The organism is Gemmatimonadaceae bacterium (assembly GCA_040882285.1).
Lineage (GTDB): Bacteria > Gemmatimonadota > Gemmatimonadetes > Gemmatimonadales > Gemmatimonadaceae > JACDCY01.
Window position 1 is genome coordinate 14,610 of record JBBEBQ010000026.1, and the last position, 16,284, is coordinate 30,893.

At 68.0% G+C, this 16,284-nt stretch carries 16 protein-coding genes and 1 tRNA gene; 3 read left to right on the forward strand and 14 right to left on the reverse strand.

The window, feature by feature from the left end; translation table 11 throughout:
- Nucleotide 1: 1 nt before the first annotated feature.
- The 4 genes from WEA80_13185 to WEA80_13200 form a co-directional block, all read right to left on the reverse strand.
- Nucleotides 2-313, reverse strand: coding sequence for a hypothetical protein (locus WEA80_13185; GenBank protein MEX1187534.1), 312 nt, complete (start codon nt 311-313; stop codon nt 2-4).
- The gene (gene rsmH, locus WEA80_13190; protein MEX1187535.1) at nt 295-1,263 is read right to left on the reverse strand and encodes a 16S rRNA (cytosine(1402)-N(4))-methyltransferase RsmH; all 969 of its coding nucleotides are present in this window, start codon (nt 1,261-1,263) and stop codon (nt 295-297) included. The genes WEA80_13185 and rsmH overlap by 19 nt, the downstream gene beginning before the upstream one ends.
- A gap of 93 nt (nt 1,264-1,356) precedes the next feature.
- Nucleotides 1,357-3,066, reverse strand: a complete 1,710-nt coding sequence (locus tag WEA80_13195; protein MEX1187536.1) for a hypothetical protein — start codon at nt 3,064-3,066, stop codon at nt 1,357-1,359.
- A gap of 87 nt (nt 3,067-3,153) precedes the next feature.
- A tRNA-Val gene (locus WEA80_13200) sits at nt 3,154-3,227 on the reverse strand.
- A gap of 225 nt (nt 3,228-3,452) precedes the next feature.
- On the opposite strand from WEA80_13200, the gene WEA80_13205 reads away from it, so the two are divergent.
- Nucleotides 3,453-4,451 carry a hypothetical protein gene (locus WEA80_13205; GenBank protein ID MEX1187537.1) on the forward strand — a complete coding sequence of 333 codons (999 nt, stop codon included), beginning with the start codon at nt 3,453-3,455 and terminating at the stop codon, nt 4,449-4,451.
- Nucleotides 4,452-4,509: 58 nt separating this feature from the next.
- Here WEA80_13205 and WEA80_13210 read toward each other — a convergent pair whose 3' ends face one another.
- From WEA80_13210 to WEA80_13255, 10 genes are all read right to left on the reverse strand, one after another.
- Nucleotides 4,510-4,701: a hypothetical protein gene (locus tag WEA80_13210; GenBank protein MEX1187538.1), complete on the reverse strand. Its 192-nt coding sequence runs from the start codon at nt 4,699-4,701 to the stop codon at nt 4,510-4,512.
- A 71-nt stretch (nt 4,702-4,772) separates the two neighbouring features.
- Entirely contained in the window at nt 4,773-6,083 is a 1,311-nt protein-coding gene (locus tag WEA80_13215) for a DUF4388 domain-containing protein (protein MEX1187539.1), read from the reverse strand.
- The gene (locus tag WEA80_13220; protein ID MEX1187540.1) at nt 6,084-6,302 is read right to left on the reverse strand and encodes a hypothetical protein; all 219 of its coding nucleotides are present in this window, start codon (nt 6,300-6,302) and stop codon (nt 6,084-6,086) included.
- Complete coding sequence (locus WEA80_13225) at nt 6,299-6,904, reverse strand: GTPase domain-containing protein (GenBank protein MEX1187541.1); 606 nt, start codon at nt 6,902-6,904, stop codon at nt 6,299-6,301. Before WEA80_13225 ends, WEA80_13220 begins: the two co-directional genes overlap by 4 nt.
- A gap of 93 nt (nt 6,905-6,997) precedes the next feature.
- Nucleotides 6,998-7,954 carry an RluA family pseudouridine synthase gene (locus WEA80_13230; protein ID MEX1187542.1) on the reverse strand — a complete coding sequence of 319 codons (957 nt, stop codon included), beginning with the start codon at nt 7,952-7,954 and terminating at the stop codon, nt 6,998-7,000.
- A gap of 23 nt (nt 7,955-7,977) precedes the next feature.
- Nucleotides 7,978-8,511 (reverse strand): signal peptidase II, encoded by a 534-nt coding sequence (gene lspA, locus WEA80_13235; GenBank protein ID MEX1187543.1) that lies wholly within the window; start codon nt 8,509-8,511, stop codon nt 7,978-7,980.
- A complete protein-coding gene (locus WEA80_13240; GenBank protein ID MEX1187544.1) occupies nt 8,492-8,920 on the reverse strand; it encodes a TraR/DksA C4-type zinc finger protein in 429 nt (142 codons plus the stop codon). Before WEA80_13240 ends, lspA begins: the two co-directional genes overlap by 20 nt.
- Before the next feature lie 3 nt (nt 8,921-8,923).
- The gene (gene ileS, locus WEA80_13245) at nt 8,924-12,205 is read right to left on the reverse strand and encodes an isoleucine--tRNA ligase (protein ID MEX1187545.1); all 3,282 of its coding nucleotides are present in this window, start codon (nt 12,203-12,205) and stop codon (nt 8,924-8,926) included.
- Complete coding sequence (locus WEA80_13250) at nt 12,202-12,708, reverse strand: DivIVA domain-containing protein (protein MEX1187546.1); 507 nt, start codon at nt 12,706-12,708, stop codon at nt 12,202-12,204. The genes ileS and WEA80_13250 overlap by 4 nt, the downstream gene beginning before the upstream one ends.
- A complete protein-coding gene (locus WEA80_13255) occupies nt 12,705-13,457 on the reverse strand; it encodes a YggS family pyridoxal phosphate-dependent enzyme (protein MEX1187547.1) in 753 nt (250 codons plus the stop codon). Before WEA80_13255 ends, WEA80_13250 begins: the two co-directional genes overlap by 4 nt.
- Before the next feature lie 135 nt (nt 13,458-13,592).
- Between WEA80_13255 and WEA80_13260 the strand changes: the two genes are divergently transcribed.
- Together WEA80_13260 and ahcY are read left to right on the forward strand one after the other, a co-directional pair.
- Nucleotides 13,593-14,621, forward strand: a complete 1,029-nt coding sequence (locus WEA80_13260; protein ID MEX1187548.1) for a metalloregulator ArsR/SmtB family transcription factor — start codon at nt 13,593-13,595, stop codon at nt 14,619-14,621.
- A 163-nt stretch (nt 14,622-14,784) separates the two neighbouring features.
- Nucleotides 14,785-16,218 carry an adenosylhomocysteinase gene (ahcY, locus tag WEA80_13265; GenBank protein ID MEX1187549.1) on the forward strand — a complete coding sequence of 478 codons (1,434 nt, stop codon included), beginning with the start codon at nt 14,785-14,787 and terminating at the stop codon, nt 16,216-16,218.
- Nucleotides 16,219-16,284: the final 66 nt, after the last annotated feature.

The following is a 16,284-nucleotide window of genomic DNA, read 5'->3' on the forward strand; positions in this document are numbered from 1 at the left end:
GCTAGGGAGCCGTATCGCCAACCGACCTCCGCTCGAGAATTATCATCTGATCGTCCGAGGGTACCCGCATGCCGAGCCGTTGCTCCGCGATCGGCACCAGCTTCTCCCTGCTCGACGCCGCGCGGATGTCGCGCGCCAGCCGGGCCCGGTCGCCCTCGAGCTGCAGCCGCGCCTGTCCCAGCTCGCGCAGCTCGCGCGCGCTGGCGATCCCGACGCTGCGCCGCCAGATCACCAGCGACGCGAGCAGCACGAACGCGACGAGCACCAGCGCGACCATGGACCGGCCGCGCAACGCTACGCGGCTTTTCGCCATCCCCGCAACCGGGCGCTCCGCGCGCGCGGATTGCGCGCACTCTCCGCCGCGGACGGCACGATCGCCCGCTTCGTCACCGCTTTCCCGACTGCCCGGCCGCCGCATTCACAACGGGGCAGCAGCGGCGGACAGGTGCACGCCTGGCTCCACTCCCGCATCGCGTGCTTGACGATGCGGTCCTCGCCGGAGTGATAGGCGATGACCGCGAGCACGCCGCCGGGGCTCAGCCGGTCGCGCAGGTCCGGCAGCGCCCGCTCGAGACCCGGGAGCTCGTCGTTCACGGCGATGCGCACCGCCTGGAACAGGCGCGCGAACTCCGGCGCCCCGCTCCGCGGGCCGAGCACCGCGCGAATCGCGCCCACGAAGTCGTCGCTGATCGCGAACGGACGCGTCGTGCGCCGCCGCGTGATCTCGCGCGCGAGCCGGAACGCGCGCGGCTCGTCGCCGTACTCGCGGAAGATCCACGCGAGCTCCCGCTCGTCCAGCGTGTTGAGCAGCGTCGCGGCGTCGGTGACCGCGTCGGCCCCCATCCGCATGTCCAGCGGCGCGCCGTCGCGGAACGAGAAGCCGCGCGACGCCACGTCGATCTGGTGCGACGAGACTCCGAGGTCGAGCAGGATGCCGTCGAAGCGCAGGTCGCGGATCTCGGGACGCGAGGATATCGACGCATAGTTGCCGACGTAGGCCTTGAAGCTCGCCCCCCGCTCGAGCCCGCGGAGGCGCTCGCACGCCGCTTCCACCGCGGCCGGATCGCGGTCGAGCCCCACTACGCTGGCGCCCGACTCGAGGAGAGCCGCGCTGTGTCCCCCGCCGCCCAGCGTGCAGTCGAGGACGAGCCTCGCGCCCGCGAGCGTCTCGAGCACTTCGTCCACCAGCACCGGAGCGTGGTAGGCGGAATCCCAGCGGCCATCAGGCGGGCGGACTTCGGCGGCAGGCGCTGTCGGGGACATCCTCGGGCGGGAGGTGAATCGCTGCGTCAATATAGCAACAGCCCGCCGTCGCTGGGCGACGGCGGGCTGAAGGTCATGCGTGCTGCCGCGGTGTTACCGGCAGAACTGCCTGATCATCTGTGATATCGGCGAGTCGAACTGCGGAATTGCCTCCAGCAGCTGCGCGGTCGGCTCGGGGAATTCTTCCCGGCCCGCGGGCACGTTCGCCCTCGCGGTTGCCAGCGACGACTGAGCCAGGCGGGCAAGCTCGCAGCTCCTGGTCTGCGACGCCTCCGTGGTGGCGGACTGCGCTATGGAGAACGCCGACGCTCCGAGAAGGAACTGCGCCGCGTTGCTCTGCTGCAGCCGGTTGGACAGCTCCAGAAAGCGCACCGCCCGCTGGAAATCAGCGCGGTTGCGGGACGCGTTCCCCGCCCGGTACGCGTTGTTGCCCTGTTGCAGCGCGAGCTGCGCCACCATGGGCGCGGCCGCGCTGGGAGCGCGCAGCAGCACCGAATAGACGCTGTCGGGTTGATTCGCGTCGCTGTAGATCGTGGCGAGAATCACGTACGGCTCCGCGGCGTTCGGGTCCGCGGACAGCGCGCGCCGGGCGGCCTGCACCGCTCCCGCCGTGTTCCCCGACTTGCGCTGCGCCTCGGCGAACGCAACCCAGAGAGTCGCGTCCGTCGGGAACTTCGCGGTGCCGGTGGTCAGCAATTCCACCGCTTCGGCGTTGCGGCTGAGCCCGCTGAGCGCCCCCGCCAGACGAGCGTAGAAGTTCGCCGTCGCCTGCGAGGTGTCCGCGACTATCAGGTCCCGGCCCACCGGGATGGCCGCCTCGAAATCGCGCGCGGCGAGCAGGACCAGCCACGCCGTGCGCAGCATGGACGGATCACCCGCGCTGCGGCTGAGCGCCTCCTTTATGATCGGGGCGGCGAGCGCGGCGCGACCGCTGGCTGCGAGCTCGTTCACGACCTGCTGCTGCAGCGTGAGGTCCGTCGGCGCGGCCGCGAGGAGACTGGTAAGGGTCTCGACGTACTTGTCCTCGTTCCCGGCGGCCTTGTAGCCCAGCGCCGCCAGACGCAGCGCCGTGATGTTCCGCTGATCCGTCGCCAGTACCTGCTCGACCAGCTGGAGCGTGGTCGCCGAGACCACCGACGCGCTGTCCTTCGGCGTGTCGCGGGTCACGTACGCGTTGGCGAGACAGACGCGCACCATGTTGGCATCGGGATGCTGGCGCAGGCCGGTGTTCGCGTACTGAATGGCTTCCTCGACGTTCCCGGCGCGGAGCGCGTTGTAGCAGCGCTCCTCGTGCTCGATCTGCCGGCGCGCCTGCAGGTACGAGCGGGAGATGGCTTGGGCCGCCTGGTCGAGCCGTCCGGCCTCGGCCGGCGGAAGCGCCTGCGCCACGGTGTTATCGCGGGCCAGCACCAGCCGCGCGTCAACCCTGTATCCGGCGGGCGTGCGCGTCACGGTGCCGTCGACGTAGTCCTTCGCGCGAATGAGACTCGCGAGGGCCTTGGCGTCGTTGGGGCTGAGCGCTTCGGTCGTGGAATAGCCCGACGCGCGGAGCGTATTCTCGATGTCCGCCTTCGGGATCACCGTCAGGTCGCGCGCATTCGCGTCACGACCGAGCCGGGCGCGCAGCGCTTCGGCGAACTGCATGCCGACGCCGGGCTCCGAGGCGTGGAACGTGGCGACCATGACGCGCGGCGGCGGCGCTGCATCGCGACGCTGCGCCTGAACGGGCATCGCGGCCAGAACCATCGCAGCTATCGTCAGCGCGGCTCCAGCAGCGTTCGAGAGACCAGGACGTGCCTTCAATGTTTTAACCTCCGATACGGTGAACATCTGTACCCGCGCCCGCCGGCTAGAGTTCCAGCCGGCCACCCGGAAATACAGCTCCGGGAATGGGCGAAGAGGGACTCGAACCCCCGACATCCTGCGTGTAAGGCAGGCGCTCTAACCAACTGAGCTATTCGCCCGGATCCTCCGCGCGCGCGCCGAGGAGCGGGAAAGCTTGCCGGGTGTGAAGCTCATTGCAAGCGGTGCGCCGATACTGCGATTTTCAGCGGGCAGGCTGCGGGGCGCGTATATAAAGTGACAAGAGGCCACAGAGAACCGATAAGAGGCGAGCTTCCAGCAGGTAGCTACCAGCTTCCAGCTGCCGACAATGTTGACTTACCTCGCCACCTTAACTGCGCCTACCGATGAATAGACCCGGACTGCTGCTCACGTTCGCACTCGCTCCCATCTTCGCCAGCCAGGCCCCCGCGCAGGCGCCGGTCACCCTCACGATCACCGAGTGGGAGGTCCCGTGGGCCAACACGCGGCCGCGCGATCCGTACGTCGCGCCCGACGGCAACGTCTGGTTCGTGGGGCAGACCGGCCACTATGTCGCGCGGTTCGACCCGCGAACCGGTGAGTTCAAGCGCGTCGCGCTCGACGACGGCGCCGGCCCGCACAATCTGATCGTGGACCGGTCCGGCACCATCTGGTACGCGGGGAACCGGCAGGCTCACATCGGCAAGGTGAATCCGGCGAGCGGCGCCATTCAGAAGTTCGCGATGGCGGAAGCGGGGCTGCGCGATCCCCATACGCTGGTGTTCGACAAGGCGGGGAATATCTGGTTCACCGCCCAGGGCGGGGGCCACATCGGACGGCTCAATATGCGCTCGGGCGAAGTACGCATGGCGACCGTCCCGACCGAGCGCGCGCGGCCGTACGGGATCGTGATCGACGCGCGCGGCCGCCCGTGGTTCAACGAGATGGGCTCGAACAAGATCGGGGTAGTTGATCCGGCCACGCTCGCGGTTCGCGAGTACACCCTCCCGAACGAGCGCAGCCGCACGCGGCGCATCGCCGCCACCACCGACGGCGGCATCTGGTACGTGGATTACACGCGCGGCTTCATCGGCCGGCTCGATCCGCGATCGGGGAACGTGGAGGAATACGCGGCTCCGTCGGCGGCGACGTCATTGCCCTATGCCCTCACGGTGGACGACCAGGACCGGCTCTGGTTCGTCGAGACCGGCGTCCGCCCGAATCAGTTCGTGGGCTTCGACACGAAGAGCCGCCGGTTCATCGGGACGACTCCGATCAAGAGCGGCGGCGGCGCGGTGCGGCACATGGTGTATCACGCGCCGACGAGGTCGATCTGGTTCGGGACGGATGCGGGGACGATTGGCCGCGCCGTCGTCCCGGAGTGATGCTGGTGACTAGTGACTAGTGACTGCTGTTCACGCAGTTACTGGTCACTGGACACAGTTACTTTAGAATCGCGATGGGGACCAGCACCAGATAGCCAATCACCAGTAGGATGGGCGCTATCGTCTCGCCACCGCGCCATAGATCCGCGAAGCCGAGCAAAATCGCCACGGCGGCAAGCCCCCACCACAGAGTCCGACTTCCGGGGAGGCGGGCTACGCCGGAGGTGGTCGAGATCTCGGGTTTGTTCATGGGCGTAAGGTAGCAGGAAGGAGAAGAAGTGAGGAGCAGTGACTAGTCACTAGTCACTAGTCACCTGCGCGCTAGCGCAGCGCAGACTGCCGCCCCCGCCGATACGCCGCCTGGGCCTCCGCGTGCATCCCGGTGTGCAGCAGGACGTCGCCGAGGTTGGCGTGCAGCTGCGGCAGGCTCGCATTGGCGGCGATTCCCTGCTCCGCCGCGACGCGCGCCTCGTCGTACCGGCCGCGCCGGGTCAGCACCACGGCGAGGTTGTTGTACAGCGCGGCGCCGTACGGATGCGCCTCGATGGCATCTCGCAGTATCCGCTCCGCGCGCAGCAGGTCGCCCTCGAGCGCGGCGGCCAGCGCCGAGTGGTGGTACCACACCGCCGGCGGCTTGGTCCCGCCCCACAGCTGGCGCGCGGCCTCGAGCTCGGAGTTGGCCAGCTTCGCGTTGCGCGCCTGGATCGCCAGCGCGCCGGACCAGGTGAGGATGACCGGCTCGCGCCGCTCCGTGCGCGCGAGAATCTCGTCGCACACGCGTCTGGCCTTGTCCATCTGCCCCAGCTTCGCGAGCGAGTACGACAGGTTGTGCAGCGGGGAGACCGCCTCCGGCGCGTACACGGTGGCCCGCTGAAATGCCGACGCCGCCGTTGCCCAGTCCTGGCGCGAGATGGATATGAGCCCGATGTAGAACGCCGCCGGCGCGTCGTCTTCCTTGAGCTCGAGCACGCGGGTGAACTCGGTGATCGCCTCGTCGTACATCACGGCACGGAAGAACGCCATGCCGAGGTTGCGGTGCTCGTCCAGGTCGGGACCATCCGCCGGCTTCGGCATCGCTCCGGACCGTCCGACCTCGACCACGAAGCCGGCCGTGATGAGACCGTACAGCCCCTTCCCCACCACGAATTCGCCCAGCCCCGATTCCTCGATCAGCGCGTTGACGTCGCGGTGGCCGTCGATGAGCGGCAGCAGTGCCTGCTGATCGGCCGTCAGCTCCAGCTTGGTCCGGAGCAGCTCCTGCCGCTCGAGCGCGAACACCAGGTCGAAGCTGTGGACCTTCTTCTCGACCACGGCCCATTCGTCCACCCGCCGCGCGCCCTCGAGCAGCACGGACTGCGGATCGATCGACGAGACCGGCACGCCCTCAGGAGGCGGGGTCGCGGGCGCGAAGTTGAACGCGCCGTCGTCCCAGGTGAACATGAGGTACACCGCTTCTTCCGCGGACAGATGGCGGTGCTCGATCTCGGCGTAGGCGATCCGTCCGCCGTCGAAGTAGATCCGGCCTACCTGATCCCCACGGTCGATGGTGAGCAGACCCATGTTGTTGCCCATCGAGAGCAGCTGCAGCACGTCGGGCAAGCTCGCCTCGCGCAGGCTGCCTCGAATCGCCATCTAGCGCAGCTCCTCGATCACGTAAGCGCTCCGCTCGGGCCATTCGACGATCGTCTTCGTCTCGTCGAAGAACACCGGGTCCGCCTGCGACGCCGTCTTGGGGTTCAGCGCCTGCACGCGCTCGGCGACCGCTCCGGCCAGCTCGGAGAGAAACGAGTCGAACTCGCCGCGCGTGGAGCCGTTGCCCCCGCCTCCCGCCGCGCCCCGTTTCGACTTCACTTCGCGCCCCCGTTGGTGGAATCGAGCCGCTGGAAGACGAGCTGCGAGATCGCGCGCAGCGACTCGAACACGCCCGTACCGCGGATCGCGTCGGCGGGGAATGAGGGCACGCCGCGGAAATTGAGAATGTCGTCCAGGTCGTCCACAGGCATTATCTCGGTCGCCGGCAGATCGCGCTTGTTGTACTGCATCACGATCGGGAGGTTGCGCGCGTCCACGTCGTGCGCCGCGAGGTTGGCGTGCAGGTCCTGCAGGCTCTCGATGTTGTCCTCGAGCTGCTTGGTCTGGCTGTCGGCCACGAACACTACGCCGTCCGCGCCCTGGAGGACGAGCCGCCGGGTGGCCTCGTAAAAAACCTGGCCCGGCACGGTGTACAGCTGCAGGCGGGTGGAGAAATCGGCGATCTTGCCCAGGTCCACGGGGAGGAAATCGAAGAAGAGCGTGCGATCGGCCTCCGTGGCGAGCGACATCATCTTCCCCTTTCTGTCCTCGGGAAGCTCGCTGTACACGTGCAGCAGATTGCTCGTCTTCCCCGACCGGCCCGGGCCGCAATACACGATCTTGCAAGTGATTTCGCGCGCCGTGTAGTTAACGATGGGCATCCGGCATCCCTCGCAGGCAGGAGCTGGCGCGACGGGGGTCGCGACCGCGGCAAGTTGCTGCCCTAAGAATACAACTTGGAACGCCGCGCGGCCTCATTCTATTTCCGCATAAAACCCCAGCTCGGCCAGCGGATCGGCCAGCTGGAGCAGTGAGGCATCCTCGGCGACGGCCGCCAGCGACCGGTGGAGCTCCGGGGGGAGCGGAGAGCGAAGGTCCAGGGTCGCGCCCGTCTCGGGGTGCGCGAAGCGAAGCCACGCGGCGTGCAGGAAGTGGCGCTTCGGCGGGAGGGCGGCCAGCTTGCGGCCGCCGCCTCCCCCGTACACGTCGTCGCCCATCACCGGCTTGCCGATGGACGCGAGGTGCACGCGGATCTGATGCGTGCGGCCCGTGTGCAGCTGCGCCCGCAGGAGGTCGCCGGAATTGTACCGCGCCAGTCGGACGAAATCCGTGCGCGCAACGCGGCCCGTGGACACGATCGCCATGCGCTTGCGGTCGTTGGGATCGCGCGCGATCGGACGGTCTATGGTCAGCCGGTCCTTGTCGAGATGGCCCCACACCATCGCGGCGTAGCGCCGCGTCACCCGCCGGTCGGCGATGGCCGCGCCGAGCAGCCGCTGGGCCCGCTCCGTCTTCGCGACCAGCAGCAGTCCGGACGTCTCCTTGTCCAGCCGGTGCACGATTCCCGCGCGGTCCGGCACGCCGTCGATATCCCGCCCTTCGCGGCCGAGGAGGGCGTTGACCAGCGTTCCGCTCCAGTTGCCCGGCGCGGGATGCACCACCATTCCGGCGGGCTTGTCCACGACGAGCAGCGACTCGTCCTCGTGGACCACCGTCAGATCGATCTTCTCGGGGAGAATCTCGCGCGTCTCGGGCGGCGGGATCACGACGTCCACGCGCTCGCCCGCGACCGGCCGGTAGCTCGCCTTCTCGAGGCGGCCCGCGACCGTCACGTGGCCGTTGGCTATCAGCGTGGCTGCCGCCGTCCGTGAGAGATCGAGCCGCCGCGCGACGAGGAGATCTAGCCGCGCTTCGGAGCCGGCCTCAGCCACGAACGTGTGGCGCGTCTCCAGAGTTATATCTCGTTCGGCTTGCTGCTGAGCTGCGAGGGGGCGATCGCTTCCGCCTTCTCTTCTCCCCAGAGAACCCACGCCAGCATGAACGCGCCCGTGCTCACGGCCATGTCCGCGACGTTGAACGTCCACCACCGCAGATCCGGGCCGAGCCCGATGTCGATGAAGTCCACCACGCCCAGCTGCGAGCGGAGCCTGTCTATCAGGTTGCCGATCGCGCCCGCGCACACCAGGGCGAGCGCGAGGGTCCGGGGCCAGTCGTCCGCGCGGGTGGTGCGGTACAGCCGCGAGAGGATGTACAGCGCCCCGATCGTGAGGATCGTGAAGATCCAGCGCGAGTAATCCCCCAGATGCAGCCCGAAAGCCGCTCCCGGATTGTACACCAGCGTGAATCGCAGATACTCGCCGATCACCTGCCGCGGAATCCGCTGCGGGACGAGCGCGTACACGGCGATGGCCTTCGTGACGATGTCGACCAGCACCACACCGACGACGACCGACCAGAACAGCGGCGCGTTACGCCGGTCGCTTTCCATCTTCTTCCCGCTGCTTGCACTCGATGCAGAAGCGCGCGTGCGGCAGCGCGTCGAGGCGATCGTAGCCGATGTCGTTGCCGCAGTTGTGGCACTTCCCGAACGTCTCCGGCGAGCGGTACAGCCGGCGGAGGGCCTCGTCGATGTGCCAGAGGAACCGTCCCTCCTGGCTCGCGAAGAGGAACGCCTTCTCGCGCTCCATGGCGTCCGTGCCCTGGTCCGCCATGTGGAATGAATAGGAGCTGAGGTCGCCGTCGGCGCCCTGCTCGGTCGAGCCGAAAGTCTCGTCGTAATGCCCCAGCTCGCGCAGCACGCGCTTGCGCTCCTCGAGCAGCCGCTTCTCGAAGTGGCCGAGCATCTTCTTGGTCATCGACTTGGGCTTCTTCTCGCCGCTGCTAGCTGCAGGTGCCATGCTTCATCCTACCCTCTTCAAGGCGACATGGGCGGCGACCCCGTCGAGGTCCACCGCCTGTGCCGCGTTCCGTGAGGCGCTCCCGCCGGTTGCAAGCTCGCGCGCCAGTACTTCCTCGGCGATCCACTCGCGATGGGCCTCCACCGCGCCCTCCAGCACCGGATCCCCCCACACTACGACCGAAATCCGATCGCTAACCGCGAACCCCGCTTCCTTTCGCAATCGCTGTACCCTGCTGACGAGCTCGCGTGCCAATCCTTCGGCGCGCAGCTCGGGCGTCACCGTCGCGTCGATCGCGGCGAAATACGCCCCTTCCTCCTTTACCACCATCTCGCCGGAGGCCCGCCGGATGATGGTCAGATCATCCGGGTCCAGCCCGTGCGATTCCTCACCCACCGAAATAAACAACGGCGAGCCGCGCTCGAAGCTCCGGAGCGCGTCGCCGCCAAGTTGAGTCACTGCCTGCGCCGCGGCCGGCGTGTTCTTTCCGAATTTCTTCCCCAGCGAGCGGAAGTTCGGCTTCGCCTCGAGCCGCACCAACGTATCGGCCGACGACACGAACTCCACCGCCTTCACGTTGAGCTCGGACTCCAGCAGCGGAACCAGCGGGCGCACCGCTTCCGTGGCCGCGTCCGGCACAACGCACACCATCATCGAGAGCGGCTGCCGGACCCGTACGCCGGCCTCCTCTCTCGCGGCGCGGCCCAGGGTCGCGAGCTTCCGCAGCGACTCCATTCCGCGCTCCAGAAAGATATCGACTTCAGCGGGGTCGGAGCGTACGTAGGTGGACAAATGCACCGAGCCGCCGGTGAGCTCGCGATGGATCCAGTCGGAGACGAAGGGCGCGAACGGGGCGAGCAGCCGGCAGCTCACGGCGAGCACCTCGTGCAGCGTCGCGAACGCGGCGCGGTTGTCCGGCCGCTCAACGTCGTAGAACCGGTGCCGGTTGAGCCGCACGTACCAGTTGGAGACGTCGTCCACGAAGAACTCCATCAGCCCGCGGAGCGCGAGCATCGACTCGTACCGCTCCAATAGCGCATCGGTCTCGCGCTCGACGGTCGCGAGGCGGGAGAGCACCCAGCGGTCGATCAGCGGCCTGTCGGCGGGCGCGGGATCGTCGCCGCCCGGCTCCCAGCCGAAGTTCGCGTACAGCGCGAAGATTCCCGAGTACACGTTCTTCAGCGTGATCAGGAACCGGCCCGCGCTCTCGCGGATCGCCGCCTCGTCGAAGTTCCGCGGCATCCAGACCTGGCTCGCCGAGATGAGCGAGATCCGGAGCGCATCGGCGCCGTGCACAGGGAGCAGCGCGTCGGGGTCGACGATGTTGCCGAGGCGCTTCGACATCTTCTCGCCCTTCGCGTCGAGCAGCACGCCGTTGACCACGACCGCCCGATACGGCGCCGTGTTCACGCCCTCGTTCGCGACCGCCTCGTGCTCGAGGAGGTTGTTCGGCAGCGCGTCGCCGAGCCCCGTCGCGATCGCCAGCAGCGAGTAGAACCAGCCGCGCGTCTGGTCCTGTCCCTCGGCGATGAAATCCGCCGGGTAGTAGCGCGCGACCATGTCGCGATTCTCGAACGGGTAGTGCCACTGCGCGAACGGCATCGACCCCGAATCGAACCACGCGTCCACCACCTCCGGCACGCGCGTCATCGTGCCCTCGCACCGCGCGCACTTCCACGTGTACGTGTCTATGTACGGCTTGTGCGGATCGAAGTCCGCCGGCAGCTCCCTGCCCCAGCGCCGCGCCAGCTCGGCGTAGCCGCCGATCGCCTCGACGTGCTCCGGATCGGCGTCGCACACCCACAGCGGCAGCGGCGTGCCCCAGTACCGGTCGCGCGAGATCGCCCAGTCGATGTTGTTCACCAGCCACTCGCCGAACCGCCCTTCGCCGATCTCCGGCGGATGCCAGTCCACGCGCGCGTTGCGCGTGAGCATGGCGTCCTTGTACGAGCTGGTGCGGATGAACCAGGACGTGCGCGCGTAATACAGCAGCGGCGTGTCGCACCGCCAGCAGTGTGGGTAGGAGTGCTCCAGCTTCCCCGCCTTCCACAGCACGCCGCGCGCGCGCAGCTCCTCGACGATCTTCGCGTCCGCGTCCTTGACGAACATGTTGCCCACAACCGGGACGTCCGCGGCGAACTCGCCGCGCCCCGTCACCGGCTGGAGGAAGGCGAGCCCGTGCCGCCGTCCGGCCGCGTAGTCGTCGGCGCCGAACGCCGGCGCCATGTGCACGATGCCGCTCCCGTCCTCCGCGCTCACGAACGACTCGACCACGATCAGCTCGTGCTCGCCGCCGCCCTCGTCGAACGGCACCCAGTCGAGCGGCCGGCGGTAGCGCCTGCCGGCGAGCGAGGCGCCGCCGAGCGTCGCCACGCTCTCCCACCTGTCGCGGTAATCCTCTCCCAGCACGGCGGCGGCGCGCGCCTCCGCCAGGATGATCGTCTCGTTGGTCTTGCCGCCGCGCTTCCGCAGCTCCACGTACTCGATCGAGGGGCTCACCGCCAGCGCTACGTTCGACACCAGCGTCCACGGCGTCGTCGTCCACACCAGCAGGCGGCGCCGCGGCGCGCCGGCCGCGGCTGCGTCGTCGACGAGATCGAGCGCGACGTACACGCTGGGATCGCTGACGTCCTTGTAGCCCTGCGCCACCTCGTGGCTCGACAACGACGTGCCGCAGCGCGGGCAGTACGGCAGGATCTTGTGGCCGAGGTACAGCAGCTTGCGCTCGTGCAGCGTCTTCAGCGCCCACCAGACGCTCTCGATGTAATCGTTGGTATAGCTCGCGTAGGCGTCATCGTAATCCAGCCAGTACGCGATCCGCTCGCTCATGCGCTGCCAGTCCTCGCGATACCGGAACACGCTCTCGCGGCACAGCTGGTTGAACTTCTCCACGCCGATGCGCTCGATGTCCTGCTTGCCGCTGATGCCGAGCTGCTTCTCTACCTCGATCTCCACCGGCAGGCCGTGCGTGTCCCAGCCCGCCTTGCGCGCGACGTGAAAGCCGCGCATGGCGCGGTGGCGGCAGAACAGGTCCTTCATCGTCCGGGCGAACACGTGATGGATCCCCGGGCGGCCGTTCGCGGTGGGCGGTCCCTCGAAGAAGACGAACTCCGGCCGTCCCTCGCTCGCGGCGAGAGTCCGCTGGAACAGCTTCTCCTCCGCCCAGCGCGCGAGCAGCTCGCGCTCGAGGTCGTCGGGCGCGAGGTCGGCCGGAAGCTGGCGGTACCGCAATGCCGGACCGCGTCCGACCGGAGCCGGACGCTCGTCAGCGCCTGCCTGGCTCACTCTTGGGCTGTGCCGGTGTTGCGGGAAGCGGACCCGTGCGCGGGCGAGTCGGCCGCGTCGATCTCCGACATCTGCCGCGCGATCAACCCGCGCATCTGCGAGATGAACGCGCGCTGCGACCTGGTGAGCGCTTCCATCTCGCCCTCGAGCTTCTTCAGCTCGGCCCTGCCCCCTTCGAGGAGCTTGTCCGCGTCCTGCTGCGCCTCGCGCACGATGAGCTGCGCCTCGCGCTCGGCCTGCTCGCGCATCTCCGCGCGCAGCTGCTGCGCCGACACGAGCGCGTCGTTCAAAGCCTTGTCGCGCTCGCGGAAAGAGCGGAGCTGCTCGTGAAAGCTTCTCGCCTTGGCGTCGAGGTCCTGGTTGATGCGGGCGAGCCGCTCCATCTCTTCGGCGACCTGGTCGCGGAACTGATCGACCCGCGCGGGATCGTAGCCGCGGAACGCGCGGCCGAAATCGTAGCGACGTACGTCGAGCGGCGTCAGATGGAAGCTTTCGTCGATCATCGTGTCTCCCGTGCTCCGAACAGAATGGTGCCGAGGCGCACCAAGGTAGCGCCTTCCTCGACCGCGATCTCGTAATCCTGCGACATCCCCATCGAAATCTCGCCGGCCGGATGACCGGCCGCCGACAAAACGTCCCTCGCCGCGCGGGCGCGGGCGAACGACGCGCGCAGCTCCGGCTCGCCCGCGCCGAGCGCCGCCATCGTCATCGATCCCGTGACGCGCAGTCCGGCCATCGACTTCAAGCGCTCCGCGACGCGCGGCACTTCGTCCGTCCCGAAGCCGCCCTTCGACGCCTCGCCCGACGCGTTCACCTGCACCAGCACGTCGAACGTCCGACCGGCCCGCAACGCTTCGCGATCCAGCGCTTCGGCGAGACGCTCGCTGTCGACCGAATGTATCAGCGCGAAGCGTCCGGCCTCGCGCACCTTGTTGCGCTGCAAATGCCCAATCAGATGCCAGCGGACCGCGACGTCGACTTCGCTCATTTTCGCGATCGCTTCCTGCACGCGGTTCTCCCCGACGTCGCCGATGCCCGCGCGTACCGCCGCGGCCACCGCTTCCGGCCCGTGCGTCTTCGTCACGGCGACGATCCGAACGTCCTGCCCCCGGCCGCCGCGCGAGCGCGCCTCGTCTATGCGCTGCCGGATCTCGGCGAGCGCCGCCGGCAGCGCGGCGTAGCCGGATTCCGCGCCCCCGCCGGCCGCGCGCGGGCCGCCCGCCCTGGCCTGTGACGAGCCGGAAAGTGGCATAGCACATCAAGTTAAGTGGTCCTGGGCCGCCCGTACAGTTGAATCTTTCGACAGTTCGGCGCCCTGTTGTGGAAAACCGTTTCGATGGGTTGACCCCGAGAGCGCGAGCATGTAATCTTCCATCCGGATATACGGATGATATCAGATTTCGCGATTCTCGACTGCATGACTGCGCTGGCCGACTCCACCCGGAGCCGGCTGTTGCTCGTCCTCGAGCGGCACGAATGCACCGTGACGGAGCTGTGCACCGTGCTGCAGCTCCCGCAATCCACCGTCAGCCGGCACTTGAAGGTGCTGGCCGACGAAGGGCTGGTTGGATCGCGGCAGGAAGGAACCAGCCGGTACTACCGGATGTCGCGCGACCGCGTGGATCCGGGCGCGCAGCGGCTCTGGCGGATCGTGCGCGAGCAGATCTCGGAGAGCGCGGCGGCCGATCAGGACGCGCACCGGCTCGACTCCGTGCTGCTTCGCCGGCGCGAGCGGAGCCACGAGTTCTTTTCCGGCGCCGCCGCCGAATGGGACCGCCTTCGCACCGAGCTGTTCGGCCGCCGCTCCGACCTCGTTGGACTGATGGGGTTGGTGGACGACCGCTGGACCGTGGGCGATCTCGGCTGCGGCACCGGCCAGCTCACCGAAGCCATCGCGCCGTTCGTCGAGCGCGTGGTCGCGATCGATTCGTCGGAGGCGATGCTCGGCTCAGCGAAAAAGCGGCTGGCGGGAGTGCGCAACGTGCACCTCCGCCGCGGCGAGCTGGAGAATCTTCCGGTGGCCGACGACTCGCTCGACGCCGCGCTGCTCTTCCTCGTGCTGCACTACCTGCCCGAGCCGGCGCTGGCGATCGCGGAGGCCGCGCGCGTCGTGCGCCCCGGCGGACGCATCCTCGTGGTGGACATGATGCCGCACGACCACGCGGAATACCGCCAGACCATGGGCCACGTGTGGCAGGGCTTCAGCGAGGACACTGTGACAGAGTGGTTCACCGCCGAGCAGCTCGAGGGCGCGCGCTATCACGCGCTGCCCGCCGACGCCGAGGCGAAGGGCCCCGCGCTGTTCTCCGCGTCCGCGCGCGTGCCGGAAGCCGCTCCGCTCGCGGGCTACGCCGCCCGCATGACGGTCGCCGCGGCGGACGGCGATGCCGCGATACCGTTTCCGAAGACGGCGTGAGGGAGCTATTGGCTGTTGGCTATTGGCTGTTAGCCAAAAGCTCCCGCAGTTCCACCTGGTCGTTCCGCTTCAAGCCAACAGCCAACAGCTAATAGCCAATAGCAGTTTCAACTTTCCACCAGGATATTTGACCGTGACAGCTCTAGCAGAACCTACGACCTCCGTGAATTTCAAAGTCCGCGACCTCTCCCTCGCCGAATTCGGCCGCAAGGAGATCCGCCTCGCCGAGCAGGAGATGCCCGGCCTGATGTCCATCCGCGAGGAGTTCGCCGCCGCGCAGCCGCTCGCGGGCGCGCGCATCATGGGCTCGCTGCACATGACCGTGCAGACCGCCGTCCTCATCGAGACGCTCTCGGCGCTCGGCGCCGACGTGCGCTGGGTGTCGTGCAACATCTTCTCGACGCAGGATCACGCGGCCGCCGCGGCCGTCGTCGGGCCCGACGGCACGCCCGACGATCCGCGGGGGATTCCCGTGTTCGCCTGGAAGGGCGAGACGCTCGAGGAGTACTGGTGGTGCACCGAGCAGGCGCTGATGTGGCCCGACGGCGCCGGCCCGAACCTGATCCTGGACGACGGCGGCGACGCCACGCTGCTCGTGCACAGGGGCAACGAGTTCGAGCTCGCCGGCAAAGTGCCGGAGTTCGATCCGAAGAACGATCCGGAAGAGTACGGCGTCATCCTGGATCTCATCCGCGACCAGATCGCGAAGAATCCCGGCCGCTGGACACGCACCGCCGAGGGGATCCGCGGCGCGTCCGAGGAGACGACCACCGGCGTGCACCGGCTCTACCAGATGATGGAAGCGGGCACGCTTCTCTTCCCCGCGATCAACGTCAACGACTCGGTGACGAAGAGCAAGTTCGACAACATCTACGGCTGCCGCCACTCGGTGATCGACGGGCTCAACCGCGCGAGCGACGTTATGATCAGCGGCAAGATCGCGGTCGTGTTCGGCTACGGCGAGGTCGGCAAGGGCTGCGCGCAGGCGCTGCGCGGCCAGGGCGCGCGCGTCGTCATCACGGAGATCGATCCGATCTGCGCGCTGCAGGCGGCGATGGAAGGCTACCAGGTCACGACCGTCGAGGATGTGCTCTCGACCGCGGACATCTTCATCACGGCCACGGGCAACAAGGACGTGATCACGGTGGACGACATGTCGAAGATGAAGGACAAGGCGATCGTGGCGAACATCGGCCACTTCGACAACGAGATCGACATGGCGGGCCTCAAGAACTTCAAGGGGATCAAGCGGATCAACATCAAGCCGCAGTACGACGAGTGGGTGTTCCCCGACGGCCACAGCGTGATGATTCTGGCGGAAGGCCGCCTGATGAACCTCGGCTGCGCGACGGGACACCCGAGCTTCGTGATGTCGGCGAGCTTCACCAACCAGGTAATGGCGCAGATGGAGCTGCACGCCAACGCGGACAAGTACGAGAAGAAGGTGTACACGCTGCCGAAGGCGCTGGACGAGAAGGTGGCGCGGCTGCATTTGGACAAGCTCGGCGTGAAGCTGACGCAGATGACGCCAGCGCAGGCGGCGTATCTGGGAGTGCCGATGACCGGCCCGTACAAGCCGGAGCATTACCGCTATTAACAACGTGACTAGTGACTCGTGACTAGTGACTAGTAACTGCAAAAAAGCCCCGCCACAGCTCGGCGG